Origin of the sequence: Microbacterium testaceum (assembly GCF_001476655.1) — a bacterium.
Taxonomy (GTDB): Bacteria; Actinomycetota; Actinomycetes; order Actinomycetales; family Microbacteriaceae; genus Microbacterium; species Microbacterium testaceum_C.
Genome location: NZ_LDRT01000020.1, coordinates 1 through 13,734, shown reverse-complemented (window position 1 = coordinate 13,734; position 13,734 = coordinate 1). Strand labels below are relative to the sequence as shown.

Annotated in this window: 13 protein-coding genes; 7 read left to right on the top strand and 6 right to left on the bottom strand. The window is 68.6% G+C overall.

Features of this window, described 5'->3' with window-relative positions; genetic code table 11:
* Positions 1 to 160 precede the first annotated feature (160 nt).
* The 6 genes from NS220_RS03890 to NS220_RS03865 all read left to right on the top strand — a co-directional run bounded on the left by NS220_RS03890 (position 161) and on the right by NS220_RS03865 (position 4,619).
* Positions 161 to 787 carry a superoxide dismutase gene (locus NS220_RS03890; RefSeq protein ID WP_058622787.1) on the top strand — a complete coding sequence of 209 codons (627 nt, stop codon included), beginning with the start codon at positions 161 to 163 and terminating at the stop codon, positions 785 to 787.
* A gap of 103 nt (positions 788 to 890) precedes the next feature.
* Entirely contained in the window at positions 891 to 1,901 is a 1,011-nt protein-coding gene (gene gap / locus NS220_RS03885; protein ID WP_058622786.1) for a type I glyceraldehyde-3-phosphate dehydrogenase, read from the top strand.
* Positions 1,902 to 1,907: 6 nt separating this feature from the next.
* Positions 1,908 to 3,122 (top strand): phosphoglycerate kinase, encoded by a 1,215-nt coding sequence (locus NS220_RS03880; protein ID WP_058622785.1) that lies wholly within the window; start codon positions 1,908 to 1,910, stop codon positions 3,120 to 3,122.
* Positions 3,113 to 3,901: a triose-phosphate isomerase gene (gene tpiA / locus NS220_RS03875; protein ID WP_058622784.1), complete on the top strand. Its 789-nt coding sequence runs from the start codon at positions 3,113 to 3,115 to the stop codon at positions 3,899 to 3,901. The genes NS220_RS03880 and tpiA overlap by 10 nt, the downstream gene beginning before the upstream one ends.
* 114 nt (positions 3,902 to 4,015) lie before the next feature.
* On the top strand, positions 4,016 to 4,264 hold the full coding sequence (gene secG / locus NS220_RS03870) for a preprotein translocase subunit SecG (RefSeq protein ID WP_013586744.1): 249 nt from the start codon (positions 4,016 to 4,018) through the stop codon (positions 4,262 to 4,264).
* Between the two features lies 1 nt (position 4,265).
* Entirely contained in the window at positions 4,266 to 4,619 is a 354-nt protein-coding gene (locus tag NS220_RS03865; protein WP_013586743.1) for an RNA polymerase-binding protein RbpA, read from the top strand.
* A gap of 72 nt (positions 4,620 to 4,691) precedes the next feature.
* On the opposite strand, the gene pgl is transcribed toward NS220_RS03865, so the two are convergent.
* Genes pgl through tkt form a run of 6 tightly spaced genes read right to left on the bottom strand, consistent with a single transcriptional unit; the run spans position 4,692 to position 12,839 of the window.
* On the bottom strand, positions 4,692 to 5,483 hold the full coding sequence (gene pgl, locus NS220_RS03860; RefSeq protein ID WP_058622783.1) for a 6-phosphogluconolactonase: 792 nt from the start codon (positions 5,481 to 5,483) through the stop codon (positions 4,692 to 4,694).
* On the bottom strand, positions 5,480 to 6,427 hold the full coding sequence (locus tag NS220_RS03855) for a glucose-6-phosphate dehydrogenase assembly protein OpcA (RefSeq protein WP_058622798.1): 948 nt from the start codon (positions 6,425 to 6,427) through the stop codon (positions 5,480 to 5,482). Before NS220_RS03855 ends, pgl begins: the two co-directional genes overlap by 4 nt.
* On the bottom strand, positions 6,424 to 7,974 hold the full coding sequence (gene zwf, locus NS220_RS03850) for a glucose-6-phosphate dehydrogenase (RefSeq protein ID WP_058622782.1): 1,551 nt from the start codon (positions 7,972 to 7,974) through the stop codon (positions 6,424 to 6,426). Before zwf ends, NS220_RS03855 begins: the two co-directional genes overlap by 4 nt.
* A 3-nt stretch (positions 7,975 to 7,977) precedes the next feature.
* A complete protein-coding gene (locus NS220_RS03845) occupies positions 7,978 to 9,603 on the bottom strand; it encodes a glucose-6-phosphate isomerase (protein ID WP_058622781.1) in 1,626 nt (541 codons plus the stop codon).
* Positions 9,600 to 10,721 (bottom strand): transaldolase, encoded by a 1,122-nt coding sequence (tal, locus tag NS220_RS03840; RefSeq protein WP_058622780.1) that lies wholly within the window; start codon positions 10,719 to 10,721, stop codon positions 9,600 to 9,602. The genes NS220_RS03845 and tal overlap by 4 nt, the downstream gene beginning before the upstream one ends.
* A gap of 18 nt (positions 10,722 to 10,739) precedes the next feature.
* On the bottom strand, positions 10,740 to 12,839 hold the full coding sequence (gene tkt / locus NS220_RS03835) for a transketolase (protein WP_058622779.1): 2,100 nt from the start codon (positions 12,837 to 12,839) through the stop codon (positions 10,740 to 10,742).
* 228 nt (positions 12,840 to 13,067) lie between these two features.
* Here tkt and NS220_RS03830 point away from each other — a divergent pair.
* A partial coding sequence (locus NS220_RS03830; protein WP_058622778.1) for a heme o synthase occupies positions 13,068 to 13,734 on the top strand: 667 nt, incomplete at its 3' end.

Genomic DNA, 13,734 nt, shown 5'->3' with positions numbered 1-13,734 from the left:
TGCCCCGCGCGACGCGCCCGGGGGACCTATCTTCCGTCATGTGGGGAAGCAACCCCGTGGGTGCGGCGTTACCCCTCAGTAGGATGAGAACGTCACCCTCGCTGCACGTCGTTTCTTGCGTTGAGGCCTCGGTGCAGCGACCGATCCGGAAGTAGAGACCATGGCGAAGTACACACTGCCCGAACTCCCTTACGACTACGCCGCGCTGGAGCCGCACATCAGTGCGACCATCATGGAGCTGCACCACAGCAAGCACCACCAGACGTATGTGAACGGCGCGAACACCACCCTCGACCTGCTCGCCGAAGCGCGCGAGAAGGGCGACTTCGCCAACATCAACCGCCTGCAGAAGGACCTCGCGTTCAACCTCGGCGGCCACACGAACCACTCGATCTTCTGGACCAACCTCTCGCCCAACGGTGGCGACAAGCCCACCGGCGACCTCGAGGCCGCGATCGACGACCAGTTCGGTTCGTTCGACGCCTTCCGCGCGCAGTTCACCGCGGCCGCCCTCGGTGTGCAGGGCTCGGGCTGGGCAGGCCTCTTCTGGGACTCGATCGGCGAGAACCTCGTCATCCAGCAGTTCTTCGACCAGCAGGGACAGATCGTCGCGGGCACCGTTCCGTTGCTGCTCCTCGACGTCTGGGAGCACGCCTACTACCTCGACTACAAGAACGTGCGCGCCGACTACGTGAAGGCCTTCTGGAACATCGCGAACTGGGCCGACGCTCAGGAGCGCTTCGCCGCTGCCCGAGAGAAGACCACGGGTCTGCTGGTACTGTCGTAAACGGTGCGGCGTCCCGGTGGGACACCTCACCGGGACGCCGTTGTCCGCCAGCGAACACCGCAATCACGCGCTTCTCGCGCACAACTGATTCAGGAGATATTCCGTGACCGTCAAGATCGGAATCAACGGCTTCGGCCGTATCGGACGCAACTACCTCCGCGCGGCTCTCGCGCAGGGTGCCGACCTCGAAATCGTGGCGGTGAACGACCTCACCGACAACAAGACCCTGGCCCACCTCCTCAAGTACGACTCCGTCGGCGGCGTGCTCGCCGAGGACGTCTCGTACACCGAAGACTCCATCACGGTCGGCGACAAGACCATCAAGGTCTTCGAAGAGCGCGACCCCGCGAACCTCCCCTGGGGCGAGCTGGGCGTCGACATCGTCATCGAGTCGACCGGTCGTTTCACCAAGGCGGAAGACGCCAAGAAGCACGTCGCCGGTGGCGCGAAGAAGGTCCTCATCTCCGCTCCCGCCACGGGTGACGACGCCACGATCGTCATGGGTGTGAACGAAGAGACCTACAACCCCGAGACCGATGTCATCATCTCGAACGCCTCGTGCACCACGAACTGCCTGGCCCCGCTGGCGAAGGTCTTCAACGACGCCTTCGGCATCGAGCGCGGCTTCATGATGACCGCTCACGCCTACACGGCCGACCAGAACCTGCAGGACGGACCGCACAGCGACCTCCGTCGTGCGCGCGGCGCGGCGATCAACATCGTCCCCGCCTCGACCGGTGCCGCCAAGGCCATCGGCCTGGTGCTGCCCGAGCTCAACGGCAAGCTCAGCGGCTCGTCGTACCGCGTTCCGGTTCCCACCGGCTCGATCGTCGACCTCACGATCGTCACCCCCACCGAGGGTCTGACCGTCGACCAGGTCAACGAGGTCTACAAGAAGGCCGCTGCCGAGGGTCGCCTCAACGGCATCCTGCAGTACACCGAGGACCCGATCGTCTCGAGCGACATCCAGGGCAACCCGCACTCCTCGATCTTCGACGCGGAGCTGACCAACGTCAGCGGCAACCTCGTCAAGGTGTCGTCCTGGTACGACAACGAGTGGGGCTACTCGAACCGCCTCGTCGACCTCACCGAGTACGTCGCCGAGCGCCTGTAACCCTTCATGGCTCTGCGCACCCTCGATTCGCTGGGGTCGCTCGCCGGCACGCGCGTCATCGTCCGTTGTGACCTGAACGTTCCTCTCAAGGACGGCGTCATCACGGACGATGGCCGCGTGCGCGCGTCGCTGCCGACCCTCAACGCACTGATCAACGCCGGCGCGCGTGTGGTCGTGTGCTCGCACCTGGGCCGCCCCGACGGCGCGCCCGACCCGAAGTATTCGCTCGAGCCGGTCGCGCAGCGCCTGTCCGAGCTGCTCGGCCAGCCCGTGGCGTTCGCACGTGACACGGTGGGCGAGTCGGCTCAGGATGCCGTGGCCGCGCTGGAGGACGGCGAGATCGCCGTGATCGAGAACCTCCGCTTCAACGCGGGGGAGACCTCGAAGGACGAGGCCGAGCGCCAGGCCTTCGCGCGCGAGCTCGCCGGCCTCGGCGACGCTCTCGTGTCGGACGGCTTCGGCGTCGTGCACCGCAAGCAGGCGAGCGTCTACGACCTCGCCCAGCTCGTGCCCTCGGCCGCGGGTCTGCTCATCCAGAAGGAGCTCGAGGTCCTCGATCGCCTCACCGAGAACCCCGAGCGTCCGTACACGGTCGTCCTCGGCGGCTCGAAGGTCAGCGACAAGCTGGGCGTCATCGAGCACCTTCTCCCGCGCGTGGACAAGCTCCTCGTCGGCGGCGGCATGATGTTCACCTTCCTCGTGGCCGAGGGTCACAAGGTCGGCTCGAGCCTGCTCGAGCAGGATCAGATCGACACCGTGAAGGGCTACCTCGCCACGGCGAAGGAGCGCGGCGTCGAGATCGTCCTCCCGGTCGACGCGGTTGTCGCGGCGTCGTTCTCGGCCGATGCCGAGCACGTCGTGGCCGATGCCGACAAGCTGGAGGACACCTCCTTCGGCGCGTCCGGCCTGGGCCTGGACATCGGTCCGCGTACGGCGGAGCTCTTCGCCGAGGCGATCCGCGGCTCGCGCACCGTCTTCTGGAACGGCCCCATGGGCGTGTTCGAGATGAAGGCGTTCGAGGCCGGTACCAAGACCGTCGCGAAGGCGCTCACCGAGGTCGACGGCCTGAGCGTCGTCGGCGGGGGCGACTCCGCCGCGGCGGTCCGACAGCTCGGCTTCTCCGACGACGAGTTCGGACACATCTCCACCGGCGGCGGCGCCAGCTTGGAGTTCCTCGAAGGCAAGAAGCTCCCCGGACTGGAGGTCCTCGGATGGGCGTGACCAGAACCCCCCTCATCGCCGGCAACTGGAAGATGAACCTCGACCACCTGCAGGCGGTCGCGTTCGTCCAGAAGCTGCACTGGACGCTGAAGGAAGCGAAGCACGAGAACGGCAGCGTCGAGGTGGCGGTCTTCCCGCCCTTCACCGACCTGCGCACGGTGCAGACGCTTCTGGATGCCGACAAGATCGAGTTCGCGCTGGGCGGTCAGGACCTGTCCGCCCACGACTCCGGTGCGTACACCGGCGAGATCTCGGGCCAGTTCCTCGCGAAGCTCAACGCGCGCTACGTGATCATCGGTCACTCGGAGCGCCGCCAGTTCCACCACGAGACCGATGAGGTCGTCGCGGCCAAGACGCAGGCGGCCCTCCGCCACGGTCTCGTCCCGGTGATCTGCGTCGGTGAGACTTCGGAAGACCTCGAGAAGTTCGGCGCCAGCGCCGTGCCCGTGGGTCAGCTCGAGGTCGCCCTCGAGGGCGTGGCCTCCGACGCCGAGATCGTCGTGGCGTACGAGCCGGTCTGGGCCATCGGCTCGGGCCAGGCGGCGACGCCCGACCAGGCCCAGGAGGTCTGCGCGAAGCTGCGCGCCGTCGTCGCCGACAAGCTCGGTGCCGATGCGGCCGCACGCACGCGCGTCCTCTACGGCGGTTCGGTCAAGTCCAACAACATCGCCGCATTCATGCGCGAGCCCGATGTGGACGGTGCCCTGGTGGGTGGCGCGAGCCTCGTCGTCGACGAGTTCGCGGCGATCATCCGCTACCAGAAGCACGTCGGGGTCTGACCCCGAACCGGATGCCCGCGGCGCTTCGTCGCGGGCATCCGTGTGCCCACCCCGCCTCCCCGTATACTTGACGCTTGTGCGGCCGACCAGGTCGCTCGCGAAAGGCTTTCGACAGTGCAGATTCTCGAGTTCGTCCTGCAGGTGCTCCTGGGCGTCACCAGCCTCCTGCTGACCCTCCTCATCCTGCTCCACAAGGGGCGCGGCGGCGGCCTGTCCGACATGTTCGGCGGTGGCATGAGCTCCGCGCTCGGCTCGTCGGGTCTGGCGGAGCGCAACCTCAACCGTTTCACGATCGTGCTCGCGCTGGTGTGGTTCGTCACCATCGTCGGCCTCGGTCTGCTGACCAAGTTCGCGGAGATCTGACATGGCTACTGGCGGCAACGCGATTCGCGGCTCCCGGGTGGGCGCCGGCCCGATGGGCGAACAGGACCACGGCTTCCACGCCGACCGCGTCGCGGTGTCCTACTGGGACGCCCTCGGCAACGAGACGGTCCGCTACTTCGCCGCAGGGATCCCCGACGACGAGATCCCCGAGACGATCGACTCCCCGCACTCCGGCCTTCCCGCCGGCCGCGACAAGAACAATCCGCCGGCTCTCGCCAAGTCCGAGCCCTACAAGACGCACCTCGCCTACGTGAAGGAGCGCCGTACCGACGAAGAGGCGGCTTCGCTTCTCGACGACGCCCTCCAGCAGCTGCGCGAGCGCCGCGGACAGTGACGTCCATCCGCCGCGCGCGGAAACGAGAAGAGACCGGATGCCGATGGCATCCGGTCTCTTTCTGTTCGAGGCTCAGTACTCGCGGTCGATGAGCTGCGGGGGAACCTGGTCCGCGGCCGACTCGTCGACGAAGAACGCCGTGCGGCGGCGTCCCTTGGCTCCGGCGGCGGGGACGCTCTGGTAGCTCGCCCCGGCGAGGGCGAGCCCGAGGGCGGCGGCCTTATCGGCACCGGCGATGACCATCCACACCCGCTTCGACGAGTTGATGACGGGCCTCGTCAGGGAGACGCGCTCGCTCGGCGGCTTGGGGGACTCCCGCACGGGCACCGTCGCGCGATCGGTCACCGAGATCTCCGCACGATCGGGAAAGAGCGAGGCGATGTGCGCGTCGGGTCCGACGCCCAGGAAGCAGATGTCGAACGAGGGCCACGGACCGGTTTCGCTGCGGTCCGACGGCGCGAACTGTGCGAGCTCGTCCGCGTAGGCGATCGCGGCCGCATCCAGGTCGAGTCCCTCATCGGAGGACGCGACCGCGTGGATGTTCGCCGCCGGGATGTCGAGGCCGTCGAGAAGTGCTTCGCGCGCCAGCTTCTCGTTGCGGTCGTCGGAATCACGCGGAACGAAGCGCTCGTCGCCGAACCAGAAGTGCACGAGCGACCAGTCGATGTCGGCCAGGCGCGGGTCGCGGGCGGCCGTGCGCAGGACAGCGCCGCCCATCGTTCCGCCGGTGAGGCAGACGTGCATCCGCTTGCCCTCGGCCACGCGCTTGACGATCCGGTTCACGAACCGTGTCGCGACGTAGTCGGCGAGGGCGTCGGGGTCGCGCTTGATGATGACGCGCTTGGACGATCCGTTCTCGCTCATGCGTCGCTCCGCTCGTCGGCGGTGCGCAGGAGGTGCGCGCACTCCGTGATGACCCGCCCATAGAGAACGTCGGGGTCAAGACGACGAAGCTCCTCGGCGAGGCACTCGCGGAGGGTGCGGCGGGGGAACGCGAGATCATGCGTGGGCTGGCCGGGCTGGGTGAGCACGGCCACCGCGGGCTCCGGACGCTCGAGGAGCGTGTCGCCGCTTGCCCGGGTGAGACGGACCGACTTGATGCCGGTCGCCCACTCGTCGGGCGAGAGATACGTGTAGTCCACGGGAGCCTCGAGCTTCAGCCCGAGCCACGCTGCGAGGAGGGCGGTCGACGGAGAGTCGGCCGCGCCCGTGACCTCGATCGCGGTCACCGGCTCGTACGGCGGCTGGTCGAGAACGGCCGCGAGCTGCTCGCGCCAGCGCGTGAGTCGGGTCCATGCGAAGTCGGTGTCGCCGGGGGAGTAGTGCTCGCCGAGCCGGGCGACCCAGGCGGCGGGATCCTCCTGCGAGGACGCATCGGTGATACGGCGCTGGGCGATCCGACCGATCGCGGACTTCGACGGGTTCACGGGCGCATCGGCCGGCCACCAGGCGACGACGGGGGCATCCGGCAGCAGGAGACCCGTGACCAGGCTCTCCGCGTTGGAACCGGCGGCACCATGGGCGCGCAGCACGACGACCTCACTCGCGCCGGCGTCCCCTCCGACCCGGATCTGCGCGTCGAGGCGCGGTTCCTCGTCGTCATCGCCGAACAGGACCGCGATGACACGCATCGGATGCTCTCGCGAGGCGTCGTTGGCGGCCTCGATGACCTCTTCTTCGGCACCGTGATGGGTCACGATGATGAGGGTCAGCACGCGGCCCAGGGCGACGGCGCCGCCCTCTTCGCGGACGCTGACGAGCTTCTTCGAGATCGCGCTGACGGTGGTGTCGGGCAGGTCGATGATCACGGGCGCCTCCAGGTGCGGCCGTCGCGGGCGAGGAGCTCGTCGGCGGATGCCGGGCCCCACGATCCGGGCGAGTACTGTTCGAGCGGGCCGCCCTGAGCGGCCCAGAACTCCTCGATCGGGTCGAGGATCTTCCAGCTGAGCTCGACCTCCTCGTGACGGGGGAAGAGCGGCGGGTCACCGAGGAGCACGTCGAGGATGAGTCGCTCGTACGCCTCCGGGCTCGCCTCGGTGAAGGCGTGGCCGTAGCCGAAGTCCATCGTGACGTCGCGCACCTGGGTGCCGTCGCCGGGAACCTTGGAGCCGAAGCGGATGGTGACGCCCTCGTCGGGCTGCACGCGGATCACGAGGGCGTTCTGCCCCAGTTCCTGCGTCTGGCTGCGCGAGAACAGCTGCTGCGGGGCACGCTTGAAGACGACCGCCACCTCGGTGACGCGGCGTCCGAGACGCTTCCCACTGCGGACGTAGAACGGCACGCCCGACCAGCGGCGCGTGTTGATCTCGAGCTTGATGGCCGCGTAGGTCTCGGTGACGGACTCGGGGTTCATCCCGTCTTCCTCGAGGAAGCCGAGCACCTCCTCGCCGCCCTGCCAGCCGCCGGCGTACTGACCGCGCGCGGTGGCCTCGGCGAGGTTCTCGGGCAGACGGACGGCCGCGAGGACCTTCTCCTTCTCGGCGCGCAGATCGGCGGCGTTGAAGCTGATGGGCTCCTCCATCGCTGTGAGGGCGAGAAGCTGAAGGAGGTGGTTCTGGATGACGTCGCGTGCCGCACCGATGCCGTCGTAATAGCCGGCCCGACCGCCCACGCCGATGTCCTCGGCCATCGTGATCTGGACGTGGTCGACGTAATTGCGGTTCCAGATGGGCTCGTACAGTTCGTTGGCGAAGCGCAGCGCCAGGATGTTCTGCACCGTCTCTTTGCCGAGGTAGTGGTCGATGCGGAAGATCGAGTCGGCGGGGAACGCGCTTTCCACAACCTCGTTGAGCTCGCGAGCGGACGCGAGGTCGTGGCCGAACGGCTTCTCGATGACGACGCGGCGCCAGCCGCTCGTCTTGCCCTCCTCGTCGCCGACGAGCCCCGACGCCTTCAGCTGCGTGGTCACGAGCGGGAAGGCCTTGGGCGGAATCGAGAGGTAGTACGCGTGATTGCCCATCGTGCCGCGCTCGGTGTCGAGCTTGTCGACCGTGTCGCGCAGCCGCTGGAAGGCCTCGGGGTCGTCGAACTCGCCCTGCACGAAGCGGATGCCCTCAAGGAGCTCTTTCCACGTCTCCTCGCGGAATTCCGTCCGGGCGTACTGCTTGACCGACTCGTACACGACCTTGGCGAAGTCCTGGTCCTCCCAATCGCGCCGGGCGAACCCGACGAGAGCGAAGCCCGGGGGGAGCAAGCCGCGGTTGGCGAGGTCGTAGACCGCCGGCATGAGCTTCTTGCGCGACAGATCGCCCGTCACGCCGAAGATGACGAGGGCGCTGGGGCCGGCGATGCGGCTCAGACGGCGATCCTCAGGATCGCGGAGGGGGTTGTGGCCCGGGGTGATCTCTACGACCATGCTCTACTGTGCCGCCTCGAAGAGTGAGAGGACGTCGACCTGCGGGTCGGTCAGCGTCAGCGTGACGACGGGACGACCATGGCCGTCCGCCAGCACGCTCGCGTCTCCCGCGGCCTGCGCCTGGATGAGTTGACCGAACGTGAACGGGCGACCGGGGATCTCGAGGTCGACGTCGGTGCGTTCGGTGATCTGGAGGAACACGCCCGTCGCCGGGCCTCCCTTGTGGAACTGTCCCGTGGAGTGCAGGAATCGCGGACCCCACCCGAAGGTGGTGGGGCGCCCTGCGTCCGCGGCGACGAGCTCGCGGAGCCCCGGCAGTTGCGGGACGTCCAGCCGGTTCACGTACGCCTGGATGCTGATGTAGCCATCGGCGGGAACCGTCGCCCACAGCGCCTCGAGCACGCCGGAGACGGTGCCGCTGGCGGCCAGGGCGGGGTCGGAGACGCGCACCTCGACCCCGTCGGCGACGAACGCCGGCGCGGTGGGCTCGGGACGTGCGTCGAGGAGAGCCCGCGTAGCGACCTTCGCCGACTCGACGTCGGGCTGGTCGAACGGGTCGATGCCCAGCATCCGGCCGGCGATGGCCGTGGCGTACTCCCAGACGACGAACTGCGCGCCGAGGGATCCGCTGACGAGGATCTCGCCGTGGTGGTGCTCGAAGAGGTGCAGCTTGTGGGCGTCGTCCACGAACCGCGCGATCTGCAGATCGTCGGGAACAGCCTCGACCTCGGGCGATACGGGAAGCAGAACCACCGGGAGGATGCCGGTCCCCTGCTTGCCGGTGGACTCGGCGATGAGCTGCTCGATCCATTCCGGGAGGCCCGGAAGGTGAGCGTCGTCCATCACGAGGCCGAGCTTGTCGCGGCGGTGTTCACCGCCGCCGGCGATCGCTGCGGCGAGGACGAGCGCCGGGTTCTCCGGCGAGTCGATCGCGACCTCGAGGAGGGTGGCATCCGCTTCGTTCAGCAGGTCTTCGATGTCGACGCCAGCCAGACCCGTCGGGACGAGACCGAAAGCGGTGAGCGCCGAGTAACGGCCGCCGACGGTGGGATCCGCCGTGAAGACGCGGTAGCCATCGGCGCGCGCCGCCAGCTCGAGCGGGGACCCGGGGTCGGTGACCACGACGATGCGCTCGGTGGGATCGATGCCGAGGTCGCGGTACGCGGCCTCGAAGGCGCGCTGGGCGGAGTCGGTCTCGACGGTGGAACCCGACTTGCTCGAGACCACGAGCAGCGTCTGAGCGAGACCACCGGCCTCGGCGTCGCCGTCGATCGCGGCGAGCACCTGGCCCGGGGCGGTGGAGTCGAGGATCACCAGCGGCACGCCCGCCGACTGGGCGATCACCTCCGGCGCGAGCGACGAACCGCCCATGCCGGCGAGGACGACGCGGGTCACGCCCTGCGCGACGAACTCGTCGCGCAGGGCGGTGATCTCGGGCACGAGCGGGCGCGAGACGGAGACCGCCTGCACCCACCCGAGCCGGTGAGCAGCCTCGTCCTCGGCGGCCGGTCCCCACAGGCTCGCGTCTCCGGCGGTGATACCGGATGCCACGAGCGAGCCGACCAGGCCGGGGAGCTCGGCGTCGACGACCGATTTGACGTGGCCGGTGACCTTGACCTCGAACGTCACTGCGCGGCCTGGGCGCTTCCGGCGTCGAGAGCGGTCTTGACGGTGTCCTGCAGCTCGTGCCAGGAGGCGATGAACTTCTCGACACCCTCGTCTTCGAGCGTCTGGGTCGCGTCGGCGACGTCGACACCCGCGGCTGCGAGACGGTCGAAGACCTCGTGCGCCTCGGCGTAGGCACCGGTGACCGTGTCGCCGGTGATGACACCGTGGTCGAAGGTGGCCTCGAGCGTCTTCTCGGGCATCGTGTTGACGGTGCCGGGGGCGACGAGCTCGGTCACGTAGAGCGTGTCGGGCAGCGCGGGGTCCTTGACGCCCGTCGAGGCCCACAGGGGACGCTGCACCGTGGCACCGGCATCCAGGAGCTTCTTCGCGCGGTCCTCGGAGAACTTCTTCTCGTACAGCTCGTAGGCCAGACGGGCGTTGGCGATGCCCGCCTTGCCCTTCAGTTCCGCCGCCTCGTCGGTGCCGATCGCGGCGAGACGCTTGTCGATCTCGGTGTCGACGCGGGAGACGAAGAACGAGGCGACCGACTGCAGGGTCGAGATGTCGTGACCGGCGGCGTGCGCCTTCTCGACACCCGCGAGGTACGCGTCGATGACTTCTTCGTAGCGCTCGAGGCTGAAGATCAGCGTGACGTTGACCGAGATGCCCGCACCGATGACCTCGGTGATCGCGGGCAGGCCCGCCTTGGTCGCCGGGATCTTGATGAGGACGTTCTTACGGTCCACGCGCGCCGACAGGTCTTTCGCCTGAGCGACGGTGCCCTCGGTGTCGTGGGCGAGGTCGGGGGAGACCTCGATCGACACGCGGCCGTCGACGCCGTTCGTGGCCTCGAAGACGGGCAGGAAGATGTCGCACGCGTCGCGCACGTCGTCGGTGGTGATCGAGAAGATCGCCTCGTCGACGTCGGCGCCGGCCGCGGCGAGCTCCTTCACCTGGCCCTCGTACGCCTCGCCCTTCGACAGGGCCCCGGCGAAGATGGTCGGGTTGGTCGTGACGCCCGAGACGTTGCGCGAGTCGATGAGCTCGGCGAGGTTGCCGGACTGGATGCGCTGACGCGACAGGTCGTCGAGCCAGATGCTGACGCCCTGAGCGGCGAGGTCTGCGGTGGGAGTGCTCATGTCGTTGTTCTCCTCGGATTACTTCTTCGCCGCGGCGAGCGAGTCGCGGGCGGCTTCGACGACGGCCTCGGCCGTGATGCCGAACTTCTGGAACAGGGTCTTGTAGTCGGCCGACGCACCGAAGTGCTCGATCGCGACCGAGCGACCGGCGTCGCCGACGATGCCGTGCCAGCTGAGGGCCGAACCGGCCTCGACCGAGACGCGCGCCTTCACCGACGACGGCAGGACCGACTCGCGGTACGCCTCGTCCTGCTCGGCGAACCACTCCAGCGACGGGGCCGACACGACGCGGGCGTGGACGCCCTCGGCGGCCAGCGTCTCGCGCGCCTCGACGGCCAGCTGCACCTCGGAGCCGGTCGCGATGAGGATGACGTCGGGCTCGCCGTTCTTGGCCTCCGCGAGCACGTAGGCGCCCTTGACGGCGCCCTCGGCCGACGCGAACTCGTCACCGGATGCCGCGCCCTCGCCGCGCGCGAACACGGGGATGTTCTGGCGGGTGAGCGCGATACCGGCGGGACCGGCGGTGCGGCGGAGCATCTCGAGCCACACGACGCTGGTCTCGTTGGCATCCGCGGGACGCACGAGAGCGAAGTTGGGGATCGCGCGGAGCGTCGCCAGCTGCTCGATCGGCTGGTGCGTCGGACCGTCTTCGCCGAGGGCGACGGAGTCGTGCGTCCAGACGAAGATCGTCGGGATGTTCATCAGCGCGGCCAGGCGCACCGGCGGGCGCATGTAGTCGCTGAAGATGAGGAACGTGCCGCCGAAGGGGCGGGTGGGGCCGTGCAGCACGATGCCGTTGAGGATCGCGCCCATGGCGTGCTCGCGGATGCCGAAGTGCAGCACGCGGCCGTAGGGGTCGCCCGACCACTCGTGCGTCGACCACGACGAGGGGATGAACGACTTGGCGTTCTTGATCGTCGTGAGGTTGGACTCGGCGAGGTCGGCCGATCCGCCCCAGAGCTCGGGGAGCTCGGCGGCGAGGGCGTTGATGACGGTGCCGGAGGCGGCACGCGTCGAGACGTCCTTCCCGGCCTCGAAGGCGGGGAGGGCGTCGGCGATGCCCTCGGGGAGCTCGCGGGCCTGCAGGCGGTCCCACAGCTGCTTGCGCTCGGGGTGGGCGGCGGCCCAGGCGTCGAACTTCTCCTGCCAGGCGGCCTTCTCGGCCTCGCCGCGCTGCACGAGCTCGCGCGTGTGGGAGATGACGTCGTCGGCGACGGCGAAGTGCTGCTCGGGGTCGAAGCCGAGCACCTCCTTGGTGGCCTTCAGCTCGTCGGCGCCGAGGGCGGAGCCGTGGATCTTGCCGGAGTTCTGCTTGCCGGGCGAGGGCCAGCCGATGATCGTCTTGAGGATGATGAGCGAGGGCTTGCTCGTCTCGCCCTGGGCGGCCTCGATCGCGGCGTGCAGCTCGGCGACGTCCTCGACGTACTGACCGGTCTTCTTCCAGTCGACCGTCTGGACGTGCCAGCCGTACGACTCGTAGCGCTTCTGGACATCTTCGGTGAAGGCGACGTTGGTGTCGTCCTCGATCGAGATCTGGTTCGAGTCGTAGATCGCGATGAGGTTGCCGAGCTCCTGGTGGCCCGCGAGCGAGGAGGCCTCGCTGGTGACGCCCTCCTGGAGGTCGCCGTCACCGGCGATCACGTAGACGAAGTGGTCGAAGGCGCTCTCGCCGGCGGGGGTCTCGGGGTCGAAGAGACCGCGCTCGTACCGGGCGGCGTACGCGAAGCCCACGGACGAGGCCAGGCCCTGGCCGAGCGGTCCGGTCGTGATCTCGACGCCGTCGGTGTGGCCGTACTCGGGGTGGCCCGGGGTCAGCGAGCCCCACGTGCGCAGAGCCTCGAGGTCTTTCAGCTCGAGGCCGAAACCGCCGAGGTAGAGCTGGACGTACTGGGTGAGCGAGGAGTGCCCCGCCGAGAGGATGAAGCGGTCGCGACCGGGCCAGTGCGTGTCGGCCGGGTCGTGGCGCATGACGCGCTGATAGAGCAGATACGCCGCGGGTGCGAGAGACATCGCGGTTCCGGGGTGGCCGTTTCCGACCTTCTCCACGGCATCCGCCGCGAGAATGCGGGCGGTGTCCACCGCGCGCCGATCGATGTCATCCCATTCGAAGTCCGACAACAGGGTCGCCTTTCTCGATACTGTGCGCCCGGGTCACTTCCGACGCCGCACTCACCACCGTAGGAGTGGGAGAGGGGTGGGGTGTCGGCGCGGGGCGCGCGTTCACGGCCAGCATAGCGAGATCGAGGGTCGGCGTTGCGGTCCGTGACGGGGGTCGACAGGCGGCCGGTCCTGTGGTGGGCATGACGTAGAATCGATGGAGTTTCATACGCGCTACCCCGGGGGACGATGGACATCTCGACGACGTCGCACGTCATTGCGACGACCGATCGCCGCTCCGTCGGACGAACCGTTCGGGCGTACGTCGCCCTGACGAAGCCTCGAGTACTCGAGCTGCTGCTCGTCACGACGGTGCCGGTCATGATCCTCGCGCAGGGCGGCTTGCCGAACCTGTGGCTGATCTTCGCCACCGTCATCGGCGGCTCGTTGAGCGCCGGCTCGGCCGCGGCGTTCAACATGTACCTCGACCGCGACATCGACGCGCACATGCAGCGCACCGAGAACCGTCCTCTGGTCACCGGAGAGGTCTCGCCGCGCGGCGCCCTGATCTTCGCCTGGACGCTCGCGGTCATCTCCACCGTCTGGCTGTGGGCCTTCACCAACCCGCTCGCCGCCGGACTCTCGGCCGCGGCGATCTTCTTCTATGTCGTGATCTACACGATGATCCTCAAGCGCCGCACGGAGCAGAACATCGTGTGGGGCGGGATCGCCGGGTGCTTCCCCGTCCTCATCGGCTGGTCGGCCGTGACCGGGTCGCTCACCTGGGCGCCGCTCATCCTCTTCGCGCTCGTCTTCCTGTGGACGCCCCCGCACTACTGGCCGCTGTCGATGAAGTACGCCGACCAGTACGACGAGGTCGACGTGCCGATGCTCGGTGCGACCCGCAGCGGGTCGC

What these genes read in the sequence shown, in the direction of transcription:
- NS220_RS03890 (WP_058622787.1), top strand. Translation starts at nt 161, where the DNA reads ATGGCGAAGTACACACTGCCCGAACTCCCTTACGACTACGCCGCGCTG.
- NS220_RS03880 (WP_058622785.1), top strand. Translation starts at nt 1,908, where the DNA reads ATGGCTCTGCGCACCCTCGATTCGCTGGGGTCGCTCGCCGGCACGCGC.
- tpiA (WP_058622784.1), top strand. Translation starts at nt 3,113, where the DNA reads ATGGGCGTGACCAGAACCCCCCTCATCGCCGGCAACTGGAAGATGAAC.
- NS220_RS03865 (WP_013586743.1), top strand. Translation starts at nt 4,266, where the DNA reads ATGGCTACTGGCGGCAACGCGATTCGCGGCTCCCGGGTGGGCGCCGGC.
- pgl (WP_058622783.1), bottom strand. Translation starts at nt 5,483, where the DNA reads ATGAGCGAGAACGGATCGTCCAAGCGCGTCATCATCAAGCGCGACCCC.
- zwf (WP_058622782.1), bottom strand. Translation starts at nt 7,974, where the DNA reads ATGGTCGTAGAGATCACCCCGGGCCACAACCCCCTCCGCGATCCTGAG.
- tal (WP_058622780.1), bottom strand. Translation starts at nt 10,721, where the DNA reads ATGAGCACTCCCACCGCAGACCTCGCCGCTCAGGGCGTCAGCATCTGG.